Source organism: Paenibacillus assamensis DSM 18201, assembly GCF_000422445.1.
Lineage (GTDB): Bacteria > Bacillota > Bacilli > Paenibacillales > Paenibacillaceae > Paenibacillus_B > Paenibacillus_B assamensis.
Window position 1 is genome coordinate 62,622 of record NZ_AULU01000012.1, and the last position, 20,756, is coordinate 83,377.

The 20,756-nt window shown below is 43.4% G+C and carries 19 protein-coding genes, 1 other RNA gene and 1 pseudogene; 17 read left to right on the plus strand and 4 right to left on the minus strand.

The annotated features are described in order from the left end of the window. Positions 1-84: 84 nt before the first annotated feature. From rnr to H580_RS0108635, 14 genes and pseudogenes are all read left to right on the plus strand, one after another. A pseudogene (gene rnr, locus H580_RS0108580) lies at positions 85-2,479 on the plus strand (ribonuclease R); the annotation flags it as partial. Positions 2,480-3,968: 1,489 nt separating this feature from the next. Next, complete coding sequence (locus H580_RS25795) at positions 3,969-4,811, plus strand: MgtC/SapB family protein (RefSeq protein WP_036604926.1); 843 nt, start codon at positions 3,969-3,971, stop codon at positions 4,809-4,811. 211 nt (positions 4,812-5,022) lie between these two features. Then, positions 5,023-5,496, plus strand: a complete 474-nt coding sequence (gene smpB / locus H580_RS0108590) for an SsrA-binding protein SmpB (protein WP_028594411.1) — start codon at positions 5,023-5,025, stop codon at positions 5,494-5,496. Positions 5,497-5,816: 320 nt separating this feature from the next. After that, positions 5,817-6,180, plus strand: a transfer-messenger RNA (tmRNA) gene (ssrA, locus tag H580_RS25800). Between the two features lie 430 nt (positions 6,181-6,610). Beyond that, the gene (locus H580_RS26800; protein ID WP_281167964.1) at positions 6,611-6,733 is read left to right on the plus strand and encodes a hypothetical protein; all 123 of its coding nucleotides are present in this window, start codon (positions 6,611-6,613) and stop codon (positions 6,731-6,733) included. 92 nt (positions 6,734-6,825) lie between these two features. After that, positions 6,826-8,079 (plus strand): hypothetical protein, encoded by a 1,254-nt coding sequence (locus H580_RS0108595; protein WP_028594412.1) that lies wholly within the window; start codon positions 6,826-6,828, stop codon positions 8,077-8,079. Positions 8,080-8,138: 59 nt separating this feature from the next. After that, complete coding sequence (locus H580_RS0108600) at positions 8,139-8,867, plus strand: ABC transporter ATP-binding protein (RefSeq protein WP_028594413.1); 729 nt, start codon at positions 8,139-8,141, stop codon at positions 8,865-8,867. Beyond that, positions 8,854-9,627, plus strand: a complete 774-nt coding sequence (locus H580_RS0108605) for an ABC transporter permease (RefSeq protein ID WP_028594414.1) — start codon at positions 8,854-8,856, stop codon at positions 9,625-9,627. Before H580_RS0108600 ends, H580_RS0108605 begins: the two co-directional genes overlap by 14 nt. A gap of 4 nt (positions 9,628-9,631) precedes the next feature. Then, entirely contained in the window at positions 9,632-11,065 is a 1,434-nt protein-coding gene (locus H580_RS0108610; RefSeq protein ID WP_028594415.1) for a sensor histidine kinase, read from the plus strand. 72 nt (positions 11,066-11,137) lie between these two features. After that, positions 11,138-11,830, plus strand: a complete 693-nt coding sequence (locus tag H580_RS0108615) for a response regulator transcription factor (RefSeq protein ID WP_028594416.1) — start codon at positions 11,138-11,140, stop codon at positions 11,828-11,830. A gap of 321 nt (positions 11,831-12,151) precedes the next feature. Further along, a complete protein-coding gene (locus H580_RS0108620; RefSeq protein WP_051217348.1) occupies positions 12,152-12,715 on the plus strand; it encodes a TetR/AcrR family transcriptional regulator in 564 nt (187 codons plus the stop codon). A gap of 12 nt (positions 12,716-12,727) precedes the next feature. Then, on the plus strand, positions 12,728-13,150 hold the full coding sequence (locus H580_RS0108625) for a DUF3995 domain-containing protein (protein ID WP_028594418.1): 423 nt from the start codon (positions 12,728-12,730) through the stop codon (positions 13,148-13,150). Between the two features lie 215 nt (positions 13,151-13,365). After that, positions 13,366-13,728: a hypothetical protein gene (locus H580_RS0108630; protein ID WP_028594419.1), complete on the plus strand. Its 363-nt coding sequence runs from the start codon at positions 13,366-13,368 to the stop codon at positions 13,726-13,728. Positions 13,729-13,826: 98 nt separating this feature from the next. Continuing rightward, positions 13,827-14,141, plus strand: a complete 315-nt coding sequence (locus H580_RS0108635; RefSeq protein ID WP_342663183.1) for a hypothetical protein — start codon at positions 13,827-13,829, stop codon at positions 14,139-14,141. A 219-nt stretch (positions 14,142-14,360) separates the two neighbouring features. Here the strand turns inward: H580_RS0108635 and H580_RS0108640 are convergent, their stop codons facing one another. Next, positions 14,361-14,579 carry a hypothetical protein gene (locus tag H580_RS0108640; protein ID WP_028594421.1) on the minus strand — a complete coding sequence of 73 codons (219 nt, stop codon included), beginning with the start codon at positions 14,577-14,579 and terminating at the stop codon, positions 14,361-14,363. A gap of 65 nt (positions 14,580-14,644) precedes the next feature. Here H580_RS0108640 and H580_RS0108645 point away from each other — a divergent pair, with 65 nt between their 5' ends. Beyond that, the gene (locus H580_RS0108645) at positions 14,645-15,241 is read left to right on the plus strand and encodes a GNAT family N-acetyltransferase (RefSeq protein WP_051217349.1); all 597 of its coding nucleotides are present in this window, start codon (positions 14,645-14,647) and stop codon (positions 15,239-15,241) included. Positions 15,242-15,413: 172 nt separating this feature from the next. Here H580_RS0108645 and H580_RS0108650 read toward each other — a convergent pair whose 3' ends face one another. Then, positions 15,414-16,622, minus strand: coding sequence for a serine hydrolase domain-containing protein (locus tag H580_RS0108650; RefSeq protein ID WP_051217350.1), 1,209 nt, complete (start codon positions 16,620-16,622; stop codon positions 15,414-15,416). Positions 16,623-16,937: 315 nt separating this feature from the next. Next, a complete protein-coding gene (locus H580_RS0108655; RefSeq protein WP_028594424.1) occupies positions 16,938-17,333 on the minus strand; it encodes a VOC family protein in 396 nt (131 codons plus the stop codon). 241 nt (positions 17,334-17,574) lie between these two features. Here H580_RS0108655 and H580_RS0108660 point away from each other — a divergent pair, with 241 nt between their 5' ends. Both H580_RS0108660 and H580_RS26170 read left to right on the plus strand, forming a co-directional pair. Beyond that, positions 17,575-18,216, plus strand: a complete 642-nt coding sequence (locus tag H580_RS0108660) for a 2OG-Fe(II) oxygenase (protein WP_028594425.1) — start codon at positions 17,575-17,577, stop codon at positions 18,214-18,216. A 133-nt stretch (positions 18,217-18,349) separates the two neighbouring features. Beyond that, positions 18,350-18,493, plus strand: coding sequence for a hypothetical protein (locus H580_RS26170; RefSeq protein WP_169449360.1), 144 nt, complete (start codon positions 18,350-18,352; stop codon positions 18,491-18,493). A 491-nt stretch (positions 18,494-18,984) separates the two neighbouring features. On the opposite strand, the gene H580_RS23780 is transcribed toward H580_RS26170, so the two are convergent. Beyond that, positions 18,985-20,607 (minus strand): amidase family protein, encoded by a 1,623-nt coding sequence (locus H580_RS23780; protein WP_051217351.1) that lies wholly within the window; start codon positions 20,605-20,607, stop codon positions 18,985-18,987. Positions 20,608-20,756: the final 149 nt, after the last annotated feature.

Sequence of the window (20,756 nt, forward strand, 5' to 3'; positions counted from 1 at the left end):
TGGCTGCTTTTGATTTCGTGTATACTAGGTTATATATGAATATACTTGTGGAAGTTGATGGAGCAAGTGTGAGGTGAACAACAGATGATAACGGCACAGCAAATATTAGAGTTTATGCAGGAAACAGCATACAGACCAATGACGTATCAGGAGCTGGAGAAGCATTTTGAGATTGAAGATGCACAGGAATTTAAGGCTTTTCTGAAGACGTTGAACGAGTTAGAACATTCCGGACATATCATTCGTACGCGAACAGATCGCTATGGGGTGCCAGAACGAATGAATTTGCTGCGCGGCCGCTTGCAGGCCCATGCAAAAGGCTTTGGGTTTTTAATTCCAGAAGAGACAGGCCATCCAGACGTATATATTCATGCGAATGATCTTCAATCTGCGATGAATGGAGATACGATCCTTGTTCGTGTGACGAATAAAGGCCATGATGGTGCGCGTTTGGAAGGGGAAATTGTCCGTATTGTAAAACGGGCAGTTGAGCAAGTTGTAGGTGTATTTCAGAATCATGAGTCATTTGGTTTCGTTGTACCCGATGATCGTAGGATCAATCGCGACATCTTTATTGCGCGCGAAGCGATGGCAGGGGCGGTAAGTGGACAGAAAGTCGTTGTCCGTATTGTAAGCTATCCAGAGGGGCGTACAGCAGCTCAAGGCGAGGTTATAGAAGTTCTTGGTCATAAAAATGATCCAGGCGTAGACATTCTATCTGTTATCCGTAAGCATCAGCTGCCTGAGGCATTCCCAGATGAAGTAATGGCGGAAGCAGAAGCAGTGCCAGACTCCATTTCGGAAGAGGAAATTATAAGCCAAGGCCGTCGAGATTTGCGCGGATTCAATATTGTGACGATTGACGGCGAAGATGCTAAGGACTTGGATGACGCTGTTTATGTAGAACAGCTAGAGAACGGAAATTATAAGTTGGGCGTGCATATTGCTGATGTGGGCTACTATGTGCAAGAAGGCTCTGCCTTAGATCGAGAAGCGTATGCTCGTGGCTGTAGCGTGTATCTTGTCGACCGTGTTATTCCGATGCTTCCGCATCGATTGTCGAACGGGATTTGCTCTTTGCATCCACATGTGGATCGCTTAACGCTATCCTGTGAAATGGAATTTGATGCACAAGCGAAAGTGGTCCGTCATGACATATTCCCGAGTGTGATTCGCTCGGTGGAACGGATGACTTATAATAACGTCCGTAAAATTGTTGAAGATCAGGATCCAGAACTGTGTGAACGTTATTCCTACCTTGTCGATAACTTTATGTTGATGAAGGAATTGGCGATGAAGCTGCGTGGTAAGCGTATGCGTCGCGGGGCAATCGACTTCGATTTCCAAGAGTCGAAGGTTATTGTAGATGAGGAAGGAAAAGCAGTTGATATTGTGAAGCGTGAGCGTTCGATCGCGGAGCAAATTATTGAGGAGTTTATGCTCGCAGCGAATGAGACGGTAGCCGAGCATTTCCATTGGCTGCGTGTACCGTTCTTGTACCGGATTCACGAAGATCCGGACAGTGAGAAGCTGCTGACGTTTATGTCGTTCGCAGCGAACTTTGGTTATGCGGTGCGCGGTAAAGGCAATTCGGTTCATCCGCGTGCACTGCAATCGTTGCTGGAGGAAATCCAAGGTACGCGTGAGCAGACCGTTATTAGCACAATGATGCTTCGTTCGATGCGTCAAGCGAAGTATGATGCGGAAAGTACAGGCCACTTTGGTCTGGCAGCGGAGTTCTACTCCCACTTTACGTCACCAATTCGCCGTTATCCGGACTTAGTTATCCATCGAATTATTCGAGAAGTTGCCGATAATGGAGGCTCTTTGACACAGAAGCGACATGAGCTGTTGCATACGCGCATGCCTGACGTTGCGCAGCAATCGTCTGAACGTGAGCGGGTTGCGGTAGACGCTGAGCGAGATACGGAGCAATTGAAAAAAGCGGAGTTCATGTTGGATAAAGTCGGGGAAGAGTTCGACGGAATTATTAGCAGCGTAACGAACTTCGGTATGTTTATTGAATTGGAGAATACGGTAGAAGGTCTAATCCGCTTGAGCGATTTGTCGGATGACTACTACCATTTCCATGAGCAGCATATGATGCTGTTGGGTGAACGGACAGCCCGGATGTTCCGTATCGGTGACGAAATACGTATTGTGGTTGCAAACGTCAATATGGAGGACCATACGATTGACTTTGCACTGGTTGGTCAAGCTCAACGCTTTGGCAGCGGCCGTCAAGGCCGTGAATTTGGCTTTGAGCGCAAGAAACGCGGACGCGGCGATAGCCGTGATGCTGGACGTGGTGGACGTGATGCAGGCCGCGGTGGTCAAGGTGGCCGTGGAGATAGAGCTGGCAGCGGCGGACAAGGTGGACGCGGCGGCGATGCACGTGGCGGAGCTGCGAGAGACGGACGACGAGGTCGAGACGGTGAAGCGTTTGGAGGCCGAGGTGGCCGTGGTGGACAAGGCGGCCGTGGAGATAGAGCTGCTAGTGGCGGGCAAAGTGGACGCAATGGCGAAGTACGCGGTGGAGCTTCAAGAGATGGACGTAGCGGACGCGATGGCGGAGTTTACGGCGGAGGCCGTGGCGAACGTCAACATGCTGGCCGAGGCGGTCAAGGACAGGGACAAGGCGGGCGCAATGAACGCTTTGGCCGTGGCGATGATCCGCGTGGTGGAAAAGGACGTCGCGACCGCAATGATGGTCGAGATGGTCGTTTGCACGATTATAATGCACGCAATGGCCGAGGAGACGGGCCAGGAGCATCTGAATTGGATAATCAGGGAGGACGTTTCCTGTATGCTGGTGCTTCCCCTCAACAAGGTGGCTCTGGTCACGATACTGGTCGTCGCGGATATCAAGATGGATTTGATGATTGGGGCTCCAGCAACCAGGATGGCAGACAGCATGACCACGAAGATGGCGGGGCAAGACGTGATGAAGAAGTATGGTATAACCAAGGGGAATGGCGTGAACGCAATAAGCGCGGTCGTAACCGTCGCGATAGAGGCGATTCAAATGTTAACCCTTATGCTAGACCGTCCCAGCGTCAACGTGGTCAAGGCGGTATTACTTTCGGCAGCAATGAAGCGGGTGCCCGCGACAGTGGCAGTCTCCGTAAGGAAAGAACAGATGCCAATGATGATGCGAACTGGGTAGATCGCCTTGTGAAGGATGCAGAACGTGAGTCTGGCAGCAATCGTTTTGATTTCGGCTCGGGCAAAGGCGGATATGGTCGTCCTCGGGGATCTTCTTCAACTGGCCAAGGGGGCAGCAGAGACGCTGGCTTCGACCGAGGCGGTGACTTCCGATCAGGTCATGGTCAATTAGGCGGCGGCAAGCGAGGCAGACGCAGTATTTCTGAAAGTGGTGTGTTCGTCGGTGAGGATTCGCCTCAAGCTGCACGCAATCGTTCTGGTGACGCCGAGCGGGCAGCGCATAAGCGCGGCAAGTCGAAGAACAACACAGCAAAATTCGTGCGTAAGAAACGATAGCGGCAACTGCTGTATATATTTCATTGCATGAATGGTGTGTAGTAAGGTGCTGTGCCACTGGAGAAACGTTAATGAAATGTCCACTCGAATGTCGGTAAAATAGCGGCTCACTAATGTATATCTGCGGGGCATTGATTGGAAGTTTCTTGATTGGATTCGATTGGTGCAGGTTGATATGGGGTATATAGTTAGTGACCTTAAGTAATAAAGGATTGATGTAAAGAACCTTCAGTTCCACTTCTGTACTTCTGTTGTGGTGTCGAAGGTTCTTTGCATATTGTTATAGGGCTTTCGTAAATGCAGGAAATACATTGAAGACGTTGAAAGTCTTTATGAGCAAATCTTGTAATCGGTATATATTACGAAATTAATACAGGTACTAAATCATTAAATGGATTAATCATTACGATCATATATATGGAAGCAATCATACATATAATAAGAGTGAGAAAAGGAGCGATGCAGCAATGAACCCATGGGTTATCGATTGGTGGCCGTTGACACAGCGACTCGTACTGGCTGCACTGCTAGGTGGTATTATCGGATTGGAGCGGGAACGCAGCCGCCACGCAGCAGGCGTACGTACGCACATGCTCGTAAGTATGGGCTCCGCACTTATTATGCTGTTATCTTTATACGGGTTCTCTATGTTCGTGGACGAAGATAATGTACGTATGGACCCGGCCCGTTTATCTGCGCAAGTAATAAGCGGTATTGGATTTCTTGGTGCAGGGACGATTATTCGCGACGGATTATCTGTAAAAGGACTTACGACAGCGGCATCGATCTGGGTTGCGGCTGCGATTGGATTATCAGTTGGAGCGGGCTTTTATTACGGTGCTTTACTGACATGTGTACTTACGATTATTGCACTCTGGCTGATGAATAAAATGGAGTTTCAAGGTCGTGCAGCGAGTCTGCATTATACGTTTCGCATACGTGGTATGGATGATGGAACATTGCTCCCCTCGATTCGTGAGACACTTGCTTCGATGAAGGTAGAGATCGACCGAGTTGACGTTACGAAGGAGATTGGCGCGCAGTCGCGTAAGGTGTGGCAACAGAGTGAGGTTGGAACTGGTGTCGTCGAAGTGCCGTCTGGAGTAGTTGGAGCAGATGGAAAAGGGACAACAGGCACACAAGGTGCACAGTCTGGAAATGTGGATGGGGTTGAGCTTAAGGAAACGGTGACGATGAAACGTCAAACCTCACTTAAGCTGGAGGTTGTCATTCCACCGAAGGTTGATGCGGTCGATGTGGTGGAGCGCCTCGCGGCCATGGACGAAGTTATTGAAGTCCGCGGCAAGTAAGGGTTGAGGTCATCGAGCTTGCAGGAGGTGTCATTGGGGCGTCTTTGGTTGGCGGTTGGTCTGTTCAGAAGAGGAATAGGACAAGGTTTCGCTTTGAGATGTACTTAGATGTTGTAGGCAACCCCATCCATTTGGTATAATATTATTCTACACTTTGCTGGAGTATCTTTTCTGGCGGGTGATGATTATGCTCAGCAATGGAGGGTAGGTTATGTCGAAGAAGGTTGAGAGCAAGCCGCTGGCTCAGAACAAGAAGGCGTCCCACGATTATTTTATTGAGGATACGTATGAGGCGGGTATCGTGCTGACAGGTACGGAGATTAAGTCTTTGCGCAATGGCAGAGCGAATATGAGTGATGCGTTCGCGACGATCCGAAATGGCGAAGCATTCGTTAACAATTTGCATATCAGTCCGTTCGAGCAGGGCAATCGCCACAATCCGACGGACCCTACACGTGCGCGCAAGCTGCTGCTGCATAAGTCGCAAATTATGAAGCTGCTTGGCCAGACGAAGCAGGAAGGCTATACGCTTGTGCCGCTTAAGATTTATACGCGCAATGGTTATGCGAAGCTGCTGATTGGCCTTGGCCGTGGTAAGAAGAACTACGACAAGCGTGAAACGTCCGCGAAGCGCGATGCACAGCGTCAAATCCAGCGTGCGCTGCGTGAGAAGCAGAAGTATTAAAGGTGGTTGCAACTACCATTCAGTGTTGGTTGGGTTAGATGGGTTAGCATCATGGATATAGAAATGATTACCCCAATCACATTTAGGAAGCTTCTCCAAGGAAGCCTGTAGCAACGATGGCAAGAAGATCATTAACACTTATGATGAGTTTGTGTTATAATAAATTTATCGGCGGCGGTCAACAGAACATGCTGAAGCCGCTGGTACCTTGATAATAGAATAAGGTTTGAGTTTGAACATACGATACATTCTATCGATGCTTCGACTTCCTTAATCTAAAGACGGTAACCCCAGATGGGTGAGCCAGTCGCTTACACTATGGGGGCGTTTTTGGATTCGACGGGGATAGTTCGAGCATGGGTAGCGGGTAGTGGGGACGCGTCCGCTTCATCAACGCTAAAGCCTATTAAACGGCAAAACACAAAACAACTACGCTTTAGCAGCTTAATAACCTGTTAGCGTGCCTCTACTCTCCATCGCCCATGTGGCGGGATAGGGGCTCAACTTTAGTGGGATACGCTGTCACATCTCCGCCTGGGGTGTGCTGAAGAAGATAATCAGGCTGACCTGAAGGGAATCCGGTAACAGGGAGTTCCTAGGGTGACATCAAAACTGTTACTACACCCGTAGAAGCTCATGTGCCGTTATCTTCGGACAGGGGTTCGACTCCCCTCGCCTCCACCAATATGAAAAAGGACACCTCAGAGGTGTCCTTTTTGCGTTGGAGGGGAGTTGAAGGGAGACGAACCCCTGTGAGGGTTCGTCCGTGCACAGGAAGCGGTTGAGAAGCTTCAGAATAACCTTAACATGTTCCTTATAGATGATTACTTTTTCTACAATGTTTAGGCAACATAGATTCCACTGGCATGGTGAGGTTGCTGATCACAAACTTCCACTTCCGTACTTACCCCATTGAAACAGTTGGTTTTGCCGAAATTGGTTGGGACCTTCGTGATTTTACACTGGTAACAACGAATGCGAGTCAAAGATTAAAGAGTGGCGATGTCAGGGTAAGAACTAACTCTCCCTGCGTCAACCCGCGTCAACCCAATCTACTTAATGAATCCTCTAATCATATTTGGACTAATAAGAGGGAGAAGATGTGCGATAGGCGATGCAACAGTTGTGGCAGAGCGATCTGTTACAGATAGAGCTTGATAACATTCAAGGGACCAGCGATACGAACGGAGCCATTGCTGCCAAAAGCCGCTGGTTGGCGGAGTTAATACTTTGTTAATAGTTCATTTATAATTATTCAATAGGCTTCCTGTAATATAAAAGACGAGGAGACGTATCCCTCAATACATATACAGAAGAAGGAGAATTGAAATGAGCCTTAGCAAAAAATCAATGATTGCACTCTCGTTTACGATAGGGGCTTTCATATTCGTTACTACCGCTGTTGCCGATACGATGATTGGTTCCGACTACGACCGGTTCAAAGGGTCCTTACAACATACGACAACGCAAATGGAGAAGGGATTGGACAACTATACAGTTGAAGCGCTATTTACGCTGAAAGAGAATAACAAAACACTGTATCAGTCCACCACGACCAGCAGAAACGATATGGTAAAGCAGGCATTGGAAGAGATTACTTTGACTCAAGGATTAGATGGCAAGACTACACCGAGCTACTCGTACAGGGACAATAAGGTTGCGATAGTTAAATACGGTGATAATGACAAGTATGAAGCACAGGAGACGGACAAAAATGTTACTCGGGGAGAATTGTTTAACTTCACAAACACGGTTGAACAAGATAGCGCGACGCAAATAGTGAATATTATTGATTCTGTGGTCGGCAATCTGAATGATGACGTACAAGTGGAGGAAAAACCGGACGGTGGAAAGGTTTACTCTGGAACTTGGTCGAGAGATCAGGTGCCTGTTTTAGTTGATGCTTTCTCCTTAATAAGGTTTAAGGCCGCGATCGAAATGATGGGATTGGAGTCGGGAGCATCGGTAATTGAGAGTGACTTATTTATTAAAAAGGTTACGGGCACGGCAGTAGAAAATAAAGCTGGATTATTGGAAAATGTCACGGGTAATGTCATTGTGTCAGGGAAAGACAAAGACGGAAAGCAACAAGATCTGACGTTGGATGTGGTCGTCAAGCTTACTGACATCGGAAATACGAAATTTACGATGCCAGTTCTGACAGATACTAACGTCGAGTGGCGAAAACCAGAGTACGCTTTTATTAACAAGAGCCATTATGTAGGGAAATATAAAAATGACATCGTCGTGGATAAAAAAGGTAAGATTGGCGAAAGAACGCTTGAAATCACGAGTATGGAAATGGATAAAGTAGCAGGTAAGTATTACGAAACGGTTAAACCTGGTTACGAGGCACATTATCCGGAAGAAAAGTATAATTTTATATTTGAATTCAATCCTAAAGAGACGGGCAGTTTCTTCACTTATACGAATGCCAAGGGTATGCAGGAAAGTGGGCAGATGGGTGCGGATGATGAAACTATGTACCTTAATCTGAATATAGAGATTTTCGACAAATCCTCATTTAAGCAAAATCCACCTGCTAATTACAACGGTGAATTTAAACGTGTACTTGAACAGTAAAAGCAAAGATGGAAGCCGCACGAGCGGCTTCCATACCATTTGTTGAGGAGTTGCTATCGTTGACAAGTAAGGCAATAGAAATAACTAATTTATCAAAGATATATAAAAACGGTCGCGGTATAAGCAACTTGAATTTGACCGTAAATCAAGGTGATATATTTGGCTTTTTAGGTCCAAATGGCGCAGGAAAGACGACAACTATGCAGATGATAACAGGGCTCGTAAAGCCGGACCGCGGCGATGTGAACATATTCGGCAACAGCATAACAGAAAATTACGTGGATGCGATGAAACATATCGGTTGTATGATCGAGACGGCGGAGTCGTATCCTTATTTGACAGCGTATGAACACTTGCAGCTTGTCGCCAGATTTTATCCTCAGGTGGATCAGCGTAGAATTGATAAATGTATGGAAATTACCGGTATACTGAAATATAAAAATGAAAAAGCTAAAAAGTATTCAGTTGGAATGAAGCAAAGGCTAGGCATAGCGGCTGCAATCCTATCCAGGCCAAAGCTTTTGATTTTGGACGAGCCTCTGAACGGGCTTGATTTCGAAGGAATATTCGATATACGCAGGCTAATTAAGGAGCTTTCTATGGAGGAAGGTACGACTTTTTTTATTTCAAGCCAATTCACTCACGATATGGAACTGACGTGCACAAGGATCGGTGTCGTATATAGCGGCACGCTTGTGAATGAAGATTATACGCAGAACATTCTTTCTAACTACCCTTCATTTGAAAATTATTATGTTAGTGAGGTAGGCAGGAATGAAAGGGTTTAATGCTGCATTTGTTAATGAAGCCGTCAAACTTTTGAAAAAGAAAAAAATGATCTCGGCCGCCATTTTATCCATTCTTGCCGTTTTGGCCGGCCAAATTGCGGTAACGCTGATCAAGAATGATCTCGGCATCAGGGTTGTGGGAGGAAATGAATTTCCGTTATTGGTTCTCTCGATCATTACTTATACGATTTTGCCACTGTTTGTAACTCTTGTGGTGATCGATATGTTTAACGGCGAATTTTCATCCAATACGATGAAATTAACGTTGTTGAATCCTGTTTCCAGATTAGGCGTATTTAGCGCGAAGGTGCTGAATTTAGCTTTGTTTATTTTTGCTAACCTAATGTTCGTCATGATCTTTTCAATGTTTGCTGGGTTCCTGTTTAATTCTGCATCGGTCAGCTTAGTTGGAGTGATCAAGATCATTTTGTCATATTTGTCCACATGTTTACCTGTCTTCGTGTTTGGCCTTCTCATTGTACTGTTGTCTAACGTGTTCGAAAGAGGGTCGGCGGTATTTTTTATGTCCATTATTATTTTTATCGGATTTAATATTTTTGGCTTCTTATTTTCATCCTATTCGAGTTTTTTTATTACATCGATGTTTGATTGGTATACGCTTTGGTTATCCGATTCAATTAATGTGTTCAAAATTATACGACAGATCTTAATCATGTTGGGCTGCGGTCTCATGCTGTTCACCGCCGGCTTTTACCTGTTTGACCGAAGAGATATCCACAACAAAGGTTCGGAAAGGTAATCTCATGCATTTAACCAAACGTTTTTTTACAATGAACGCACTCGCTGTACTGCTTTCTGTTGGCTTGACGGCTTTGGCTGTTATTATTTTTGTTGCCGTCTATGCGAAAATTTTCGGTCACGGTGCAGATATCGACGAACTGAAGCATGCCTTCGAGGTCAGAACCGGGATCAATGAGATTAAAATGAATGCGCAGACGATGAAGTTCGAGCAGCTGTTGGACAAAAAATATAAGGAGGAACTGTCTGCTCATGTCAGGGCATTGGATGCGAATGCGGTAATTTTCAAAAATAGAGAGGTCGTTTATTCCACTAGGAAATTCAATGATATCGATATAGAAAAAAGTCTCGTGCTATCCAGCAACATGCCCGACCAAGATACAATGGAGCTTGATGGCAAAAGCTATGTATTTGCCCGGGCTGATTACAAACTAGAATCTGGCGATACAGGAGTATTATTATTACTTGCACAGGTGAAGCTGAAAACGGACTTGTATATGCTCATTGGCTATTTTACGATCGGCGTGTTTATTGTACTGTTTTTACTTATGAACTTCTGGGTATCGTATACTTTTTCACAAGCGATCATTCTCCCGGTTGCCCGATTGAAAAACGCTGCTGTTAAAATCAGCGAAGGTGATTTAAACGGCGAAATTGCCGAGGAGGGCGAAGGAGAGGTGCGGGAGTTGTGCAGAACGTTGGAGATCATGCGGATTAAGTTGAAGGAATCCATTTATTTGCAGCAAAAATATGACGATAACCGTACCTTTCTCGTGTCGAGCATTTCGCATGATTTGAAGACACCGGTCACTTCCATTATTGGTTATATCGGAGGAATTATCGACGGGGTTGCCAAAACACCTGAGAAAATGGATGAGTATCTAGAAACGGCCCGCACAAAGGCGATTCTGGTCAATGCGATGATCGATGATCTACTGCTGTATTCCAAGCTCGACTTGAACCACCTTCCTTATCATTTTGAAAAAGTGGATTTGGAATCCTATTTCGAAGACTGCGTTGCGGATCATAAATACGAATATGACAAAGCTAGTTTATCGCTTGAGCTTGTTAATGAATTAAATGAGTCTGTTCTTGTATTAATCGATCGTGAAAGGTTCAGGAGGGTTGTTCAGAACATTCTAGATAATGCCGCTGCGTACGTCGATAAGCCGAATGGAATGGTTGTCATTATACTAAGGGAAACTAAGAAATGGGCCATTATCGAGATAAAAGACAACGGAATAGGCATTCCCGAGTCGAAGCTTCCTCATATTTTTGACCGATTCTATCGGGCGGATTCTTCGCGAAGTAATACGGAGGGCAGCGGACTTGGACTCGCCATTGCTAAGCAAATTGTGGAAGGTCATGAAGGGGATATTTGGGCTAGAAGCATTGTAGATGAAGGGACCCGTATCATGATATCGCTAAAAAAAATGTAGGGATGCTGTTCGACGATTAGATTTAAGGATGTGGCTTCCGTTGGACAGAATTATTAAAGATAGGGGAGTAAAATGAAAAAAATACTAATTGTCGAGGACGACCAAAGCATTGCCTACTTACAGAGGGATTATCTTGAGATGAGCCATTATGCGGTGAAAATGGTGAACAGCGGTTCGGAAGCTTTGAAAGTGCTTCGGCAGGAGCAGATAGACCTTGTTATATTGGACATTATGCTTCCGGATATAGACGGCTTCGAAGTGTTGAAAACGATACGGGAGCAGGAGGACATTCCTGTTCTTCTTGTATCTGCTAGAGCGGAGGAAATTTATAAAATTAACGGTCTCGGCCTCGGTGCGGACGATTATATTACAAAACCGTTCAGCTCTGGAGAGTTGGTCGCCCGGGTCAGCGCGCATCTGAATAAATTCGGACGGATGAAGCAGCGATTCGGACAGAACGAAGGAGATAAGATCCAGATCAGAGGCCTTGAAGTTCAAAAGGATTCCAGACGGGTGTTTGTCAACGGGAATGAAGTTACGCTAGCTCAAAAGGAATTCGACCTCCTTCTGTTTTTGCTGCAGCATGTCAATCGGGTATTCGGCAAAGAGGAGCTGTTTGAGCGCATATGGGGAATGGACGCGATAAGCGACGCTTCTACTGTAACTGTACACATTTCTAGAATTAGGGAAAAGATCGAGGAGAACCCATCCAAACCACAATATATAGGGACGGTTTGGGGATCGGGGTACCGGTTTATGGTTTAATCGTTGTTTGATCATAAATGATGACTTAGTGTGGAATGTTTAATGCGCGGTTCTTATTATTGAATTTATCCTATGGAGAACCACCAAACAACCCAACATCACGATTAGGCGAATGGTAGTTTTGCAAAACCGTAGTTCGCCTCCACCATGAAAAACCCGACCGCATGAGGTCGGGTTTTTGTTATGCTTGCAAGCACTTGGGTATGAAGAGCTATAAATTTTGATAATTAGAGAAGATTTTATGAACGCCATTGTTCAGATGTTGAATTTTTCCATTGGTTAGAGTATTCTCTTTCTAGACGCTATCGTACAGAAGAGGAGGTGAGTAGGATTCCAAAAGTTATTGTCACGGAAATTCAATGGATTGAAATCGGGATGAGGCAATTTGCACAAAGCGGAGTAAATGGCTTAGTCATTGAAAAAATGTCATCAGAATTAGGTTGCAGCAAGAGCAGCTTCTATTGGTACTTCAAAAATCGGGATGAGTATATCGCGCGGTTGATAGATCGGTGGGTCGAATTATCGACAGAACAGGTTATCCTAAGTTCCTCTGGGCCTGAGAAGGTAGAGGATCAAATTACGAAGATGCTGATCGAAATGTTCTCTGTGACACGAAAAGGCGATTTCTTGTTTTATTTAAGGAAGCTGAGTGAGGAGGTTCCAGCCTTTTTTACAGTGCTTGAGACGATCGAGCAAACGAGAATGAGCTATGCTGCGGAACTCTTTAGAAAAGTTGGAATGGATCCCGAAGTTGCTGAGCAAAAATCTCATATTTTATATCACTATTATTTGGGCTGGTATGAACGATTCAAGAAGGATCCAGTTACAGATGAAGAACTAGATCGTCATCTTAGAATGCTGAGGGTACATTTATTGGGACTGTAAGGGGTGAGTACGATGGCGAGTGTTTTTGCGGGGATTGTAGGCGTAATTCTGTTTTTACTGAGTGGAATTCATCTGTATTGGGTGGCAGGCGGTAAAGGAGGATTTCTAGCAGCGATACCAAGCGATGGTTCAGAATTAAAGTTTCGACCGACGAAAATGGCTACAAGTGTTGTGGCGGGGGGATTAGCTTTAGCAGGTTTGTTTGTGTTAGAGCTTGGAGAAGTCATGGAGGGGCTGATATTCCCTGATTGGTTATTTCTTTATGGGGGATGGATTTTATCAGGTGTATTCATTTTACGAGCTGTCGGGGATTTCCGCTGGGTTGGCTTTTTTAAGAAACAGAAAGGAACCTTATTTGCCAAATGGGACACATTATTGTATTCGCCATTATGTCTCTTCATCGGGATATGCTTGATTATCGTAACCATTAGTTGATGGGGTGGTTTCTCAGGTGAAATTAAAACCATAGCCACCCCGTAGGAGCCTGTGTGGCGTTATTCGGACAGGGTTCGTCCGCGAGAACAAGCATCCTCTTGTAAAATGTTTCTAATTGTGTTGATTATAATCATGTATTCATACGAGAGTATTAAATACTGCTAGCGCCGGTATCAGGATTACATAATGAACTGTGGATTGGCTGGTGAATCTGAATGAGTGAAAAAATCTGGTTAGTGGTACAATATCCACTGAAAAGTGCCAAAGGCAGTCAACGTGATCACTGGTTAAGAGCTAAAGTAATGGAATACTTGGAAATAGCTCTAGCAGATGCTGGCTTAGGCTATGTTGATGGCTCAGATATGGGGAAATGCATTTCTGACCCGAAAAAGTATGCTCTGAATATATTTTGTGTGGTTACGGAAGAAGAACGGAGTATTGCCTTGGTAAAAAGAGTTTTGAAAGAGAGCAGGCTTGATTATACTCGTATCAAAATTGCTACAATGCCTTATGGAAAAGAAGAAACCTATACGTTGAAATATGCATATAAGAAGGGTGTTACCGACTTTTCTCTATAGGATGACATCAAAACGGTGGCTGCTTCCTTAGAAAGTGGCATTGTCTTATCTATATCGTTTACAATAGGGGTAACGTATAAAGGTAGTGGGGGTACTAGATGAATATGAATACTAGATATCGAATTACGAGAAATGCCGATGGTAATCAACCTGACCAAATGATGTCTGTTGATGAATGTAAAAGCTATTTCGAAACGCAACCAGATTTTGAATATACAAAGGAGTATTCCTTTAAATCGGCTGAAACGACCATGACGATCCAAGGAGATTTTTTTCTTTGGCATGTAGGAGAGGCGACAATTCCATTCCGCTATTATGAGGGAGATCTGTATGTAGCGGTATCGCATGAGATTATTTTTCAAAAGATGTTAGAAATAGCAGATCAATTCAATGCGCAATATGTAGAAGGCTAATGGTAGCTGCGCTTTAGACGGAATCTGAAGTAACGAATTCATTTGGTACGACAACTAGTAATGAATTGACGGTGACGGTTAAATAGCAACATCTTACTAAAAAGAAGACGTATAAGCTTCGAGATGATGGTGGTCTTGAAGTTGTACGTCTTCTTTCCAATCAAGAGTCATTCAAAGGGTCCAGAATCCAGATCTGGGAAGCGGCAGCTCGGTTCAAATTTAAAACAGTTTTTTAATCGATGATAACGTATCTCCTGCTTTATCTAACGTTATTTTTCCTTTCACACCTTCGATTAGTGCGTTAATTTGGTCATTTGGAAGGTCGATACCTATAACAGATTCAATGGCTGAAGCAGGATCATTCATAAATGTAGAAGAGAAGTCTTTATCATTTTTTATTTTAGTAACGATTTCCTCGATTTTAGCTTTAATATCCATGTAAAAATTCCTCCTAGATGTGTACTACAGTTATCCTATCCAAAATAATAAAAACTAATTAATTGATGGAGGATACAACTTTGAATACATGTAACCATAGTAAAGAAACAGAGAGGTTGATTGTAAGATCGCTCCAAAAAGAGGACTATTCCTCTTGGCTTGCTGGATATGAGGGGAGGTTGCCATCACAGCACAAGTATGATGAAGGTCAAATCGACACGAGTATTTGCACGGAAGAATGGTTTAGCGAATTTGTGGATAAGCATCAAAAATTAGCTATAGAAGACAAAGCTTATGTTTTTAACATATTTCGAAAAGAAGATCATGCTCATGTGGGAGAGGTCGACTTCTCCACGTTGATAAGAGATGATTTTCAATGGGCTAGAGCTGGCTATAACATTCACAATCAATTTTGGAGAAATGGATACGGGCAAGAGGCGGTAAGAGCAGCATTAAATATTGCCTTTGAACAATTGTATTATCATCGCATAGAGGCGCACATTAATCTTGATAACACCCCATCTATAAAATTAGCAGAAGGAGTGGGAATGAAGTTTGAGTGTGTAAGACAGGGGTTTATTTATGAGTTTGGCGAATGGACTGATAATTTAATTTATTTTATAAACTCAAAGCAATTGGTGTTGAGCCAATGGGATTGCTAGCATTTCGGTAGTTATATGCTATATCTACCTTCTTGTGTCGTTGGTTTAAGATAAATCTTTAGCAAAGGTAATGAGATATGAAAATTGGTTTGTTTAAACGCCGACCGCATGAGATCGGCGTTTTAGTGCTAAAAAAGAATCACTGTAGCGTAAAGCTTGTTTCGTTACACTACTAACGTTTCATCTCAGACTCTATAATGCCATCGAAAGTTACATATCCTGAATCAAAAGAAACATTCGCGTTGATTGCTATAACGTGATCACCATTACGAGTTGCTCTTACAGCAGTAGTAAATCCATGAGTACTTCCACCATGTCCCCATACGGATGAACCTTCATAGAGCTTGAACTCTTCGATTCCTAACCCGTAGTTCGTATCCCAAGGTGTGTTAACAGTTGTTAGCATTTCTTGTAGTTGCTCAGGCTTTAGTAGCTTTCCTCCTAATAGAGCTTCATAAAAGATAACCAAATCCTCTGCTGTCGAGATCATTTCCCCAGCTGCATTCAACCAAGTAGGGCTATGTTCTGTATAGTCATAGAATTGTTCCTCGAAATGTATGTATCCTCTGGGATGTGCGCAATCAATAATAAGTTCATAGTTCGGTAGATACGTGCATGTAAGCTCCAGTGGGTTAATGATTCGCTTTTCTATATGATAACGATAGGAAAGACCTGTTGATTTCTCAATAATGAGCGCTGCTAGTAATGTATTCGCATTAGAATATGACCATGACGTCCCTGGTTCAAACAGTGGCTTAGAAGATAACGCTTCTTTGATAAGCTCTTTCATCGTAAAGATATGGAAGCGATCCTCAGCAATTTTTTTATAAATTTTCTCGTTGAGATAGTCGGGAATTCCGCTCGTATGATTTAATAATTGCCGAATAGTAATTTTATTACCGTCATAACCGTTACCCTGAACAACTCCTGGGAGCCATTGTTCTACCGTATCTCCTAAGTTTAGTTTCTGTTCCTCTACTAATTGCAATACAACTGTAGCTACAAAAGTTTTGGTCACACTAGCTATTCGAAAGGCGTGGGTTGTCTTAATTGGTTTTTTATCCTCGATGTTTGCTTCCCCTGCTGCATAGGACGCCAACTCGCCATTTTTCTTTGCTATGGCAATAACTCCAGGAACCTCTATTCGATTAGCTACTTGCTCAATGCGTCTTTGAACGAGTTCGGTGCCTGATAACTGAGGAAATATTTTATATTTCTTTCCTATTTGTTTAGAGATAGCTGACTGGTGTTCATTGATGGGAATAGGAGAATTACCGCTGAATAAAAACAGTGAGGCAATTAGCAGTATAATAGATGTAACAGCTCTTCTTCTTTTCCTGAGTTTTTTGATGTTTTTATGTGGTAACGGTAGATCTCCCATTTGGCGCTTCTCTCCCTTTTGCTAGTAGCTGTTATAGGGTAACTTGCTTCGTATCGTCCAGGACTGTAAAATAACTAAACACTAGTTCATATAATCTCCTATTTTGTGGGAGTTAAATAATCTGTAAATGATTCTAACGTAATAGTTCCTCTATTACCATATATACAAAATGTATTATGTTCTTTTTTATGTAGGGTAGAAAAGGGATAGAATCCTTACTTGATTTTCGTCTAGTGAAGGGTAATAAGGCTGAGATGCCTTGCATAAAGAACCCGACCTTGTATAGTCAGGTCGGGAACAATTTTAACTGAGTTACTATTTAGCGTTTTTATCTGGCTGATGAAGACCAAATACATTTCCTTCTGTGTCAGTATAGTAGCCTTGCCATGCCATTCCTGGAAGTGCGTACTTTGGTAGTGCAACTGTTCCCCCAAGATTAACAATCTTTGCTTCAGTAGAATCATAGTCCTCTATTCCAATTGTACATGCATAACCATTCATAGCCTGACAAGGTTCTGGAGGCGGACCTTTCCGCTGCATCAAAGCACCATTGATGCCCATCTCATTTGCTTCGCCTGTCACAGCGCCAAAATACGGTGTCCCCGCATACTCGCTCCAATCCTCAAATGTCCATCCGAATACTTCACCGTAAAACTTTTTAGCACGCTCCATGTCGTCTACATGAATTTCAAAATGAACGATTCTTCCCATAATGTCCTCCTATAGTTTGGCTTCCTTACTAGTTTCCTTAATAAGTTTCTCCTTTCCTTCTATGTTTTATAAAGAATTTTGCAAGTGTTTGAGTATAGCAGCTACGTTCACGTATAGATATCAGTACTAGGTATTTCAACACGTTTAATCCTATAATTTTTATTACGTTAATCACGCAACTTAACCATTTTATGGTATGTTATCATTGATATGGATTCCATGATATGGGAGATGCATAAGCATGATAGGGAACACGACAGAGAAAGAGCAGACGATATTTGATCATGTTGGTAATACAATTAAAACAGATGATCGCGAAATTCGAATTGTTGCGAAGTATGAGGAACCACTGGTTGTTGTATTAGGGAATGTGCTTAGCGATGAAGAGTGCGATGAGCTTATTGAACAATCAAGGGAGAGATTGCAGCGTTCCAAAATAGGTGAAGATCGCTCAGTCAATCAAATTAGAACGAGCAGTGGAGTGTTCTGTGAAGAGAGTGAGACGGTTGCGAGGATTGAAAAGCGCATCTCTCAGATTATGAACATTCCTATTGAGCACGGCGATGGTTTGCAGGTTTTGCAGTATGCACCTGGTCAAGAGTATAAACCTCATTATGATTATTTTGCAGAGACGAGTCGAGCGAGTGGTAACAATCGAATCAGTACGCTTGTCATGTATTTGAATGATGTAGAGGAAGGCGGCGAAACGACGTTCCCTATGCTTAATCTGTCTGTTTTCCCTAACAAAGGTACGGCTGTATATTTTGAATACTTTTATAGCAATCAACAACTGAACGAGTCTACGTTGCATGCAGGCACACCCGTAGTTAAAGGTGAGAAGTGGGTTACAACAATGTGGATGAGAAGACAGACTTTTCGGTAATTAAAAATAGGTGAATATGATTGTGAATAGGGTGGTTTTGAGTAGTGGATAGTCAGCAGTTATTGCTAGTATTAACTTGCTGGGCTATCATCTACTTGCTTGAAAAAAGTGTATAAATGGGAAGAAGTTGATTTTGTTGAAAAAGAAATTGAAATCAGCATTCGTCGCAACTGTCATTTGTGCTACCTTTTTGTCTTCATCAGAAGCATTTGCAGCTACCATTTTATTCACCAATCCAGACACAACAAACAGCAGCTTTAATCGGTCTGCCGTTTAACGGAACAAAAGGGAAAGCTGATTGCACAATTCGAAGAACCGAAAATGCTTAGCTCAGTAAGTGGTGAAGAACTGCTTAGGACGTTTTATGAAGAAACCTATAAATTGAATCAGAAGCTATACCCTGAAAACTTCAAATAATCCCATTCCACTTATCCGTAAAAATAATTAAAACCCCTTCTAGAGACCTCTATAAAATTTCTCTTTTAAAATGATAAAGGTGTAGTTCCTCATATTTTGGGAGAATTGCGCCTTTTTATTTCATAAGCTGTAGTCTTTCATATAAATAAGACCGCTCCGCATGGAACGACATCCGGATAATTAGGCAAGCTAACCATGGGGATGTCGTTCACATAACGCGGAGCGGTTCAAGAAACGTATAACCTAATCCATTCCATAACACTAGCAGTCTACATTAGAAAAGGAGAGAAGACCGAATGCAGATGCTGTCACGATGTTAGTGGACTAATAATATGAATTGCCTAACAGCAATTATTGATTCAAGTTCGGTGCATGAACAGGAACTGTTCTTGCATGTGTTGCTTGCTCGAAGGAGTAAGCAAGGTTAAGCAATTTTTGCTCGCTGAACGCTGTACCGAAGAAGGAAATCCCTACTGGCATGCCTGCTTCTACAGTTCCTGCTGGAACAGTTACTTCAGGGAATCCTGTAGCAGAAGCCATATAGCCTGCTGCATATGTATCATATGCGTTACAAACGTATGTAGGGTCTACTTTATCGAATGTGTTGGAAGCTGGGCAAGACATTGTAGGGAATACAATTGCGTCCAAATCGTAGTCATCCATAATTTCTTCGATTTCTTCACGCGTCTTAGGTACTTCACGTTTCACGATCTTTTTGTACTCTTTGGAGTTCAACGTATCAGCTTTCTCCAAAGCTACTTTCAATCCTGCTACTCGAGCTGGGTTAGCAGGTGTAGCAGAGTTCAACACTTCTGGGGATTCAAGAATAGCAATAACTTCTGCAAGCGTTTTAGGGCCGCCAGCTGGAAGTGTGCTCAAGTATGTTTCGAACTGGCTCTTGAATTCAGCAGTGTCGATTGGTCCAAGAATTGGAGTCCAAAGGTAATTGGTTTGCTCAGAGAATGTTACAGGTACAACTTCTGTTCCCATGCTTTGCATTTTTGCAATTGCTTGGTTTGTAACTGCATCTACTTCAGCGTTGTCACCGAAGAATTCAGTTGCTACACCGATGCGAGCGTGCTTTAACGCATTACCGTTCAATTTGCTAGCATAGTCGCGAGCGTAACGGTTTGCGTGCTTTGTAGCTTTGTCTGCTTTATCTTTTCCAGCCATTTCTGCAAGTATAATGCTTGCATCTTCAACGCTACGAGCCATTGGACCAACAACGTCTAAAGAAAGGGAAGAAGGAACTACGCCAGTACGGCTAGCCAATCCCATAGTAGGGCGGATACCAACTAGACCTGTCGTATGAGCAGGGCCACGCACAGAACCGGAAGTATCTGTTCCAAGACCGAATACAGCGAAGTTAGCCGCTACAGCTGCAGCACTGCCGCTGCTGGAACCGGAAGCATCACGGTTAAGGTTGTAAGGGTTAAGCGTCTGACCGCCAAAAGAGCTGTAGCCCAATCTTCCGTAGGAAGCAGCAAGCTCAGACATGTTTGTTTTACCAATTACGATCGCACCAGCGTCGATTAGCTTCTGTACAACGAATGAATTTTTGCTCGGATATTCATTCTTAAGTGCTACAGAACCTGCTGTTGTCGGCATGCCGACAACGTCGATGTTATCTTTTACTACGAAAGGAATACCGTGAAGTTCGCTTCTTGGTCCTTTCGCCTTGCGCTCAGCATCTAGTGCTTTTGCTTGTTCAATTGCGTTATCGTTAATCATTGTAACGGCGTTAATAGTAGGACCTTGATCATCGAAAGCTTCGATACGCTTCAAATAGTACTCTACTAGTTCTTCCGAAGTAGTTTGATTATTGTTCAATGCATAAGAGACTTCATTGATGCTTTTCTCAAATGGATCAAACGCAGCTTGCTTGCCTTGGGCACTTGCAACGTTCCAAGGTAGAATGGTAGCAACTAGCATGATAGCTAGAAATGCTTTGAAAGTTGTGCTTTTTTTCTTCAAGTGTCTAGCCTCCTGATGTCATTTTTTTGAATAGGTCATAGTACTCATTTTTCTCCCCTATATCCATTATCGTTATTTTCATGGAAAAAATGAATAGAATCCGACAAAATACCTTTTTTTTCGTATTTTTTCGCTTTTTATTTCGACAA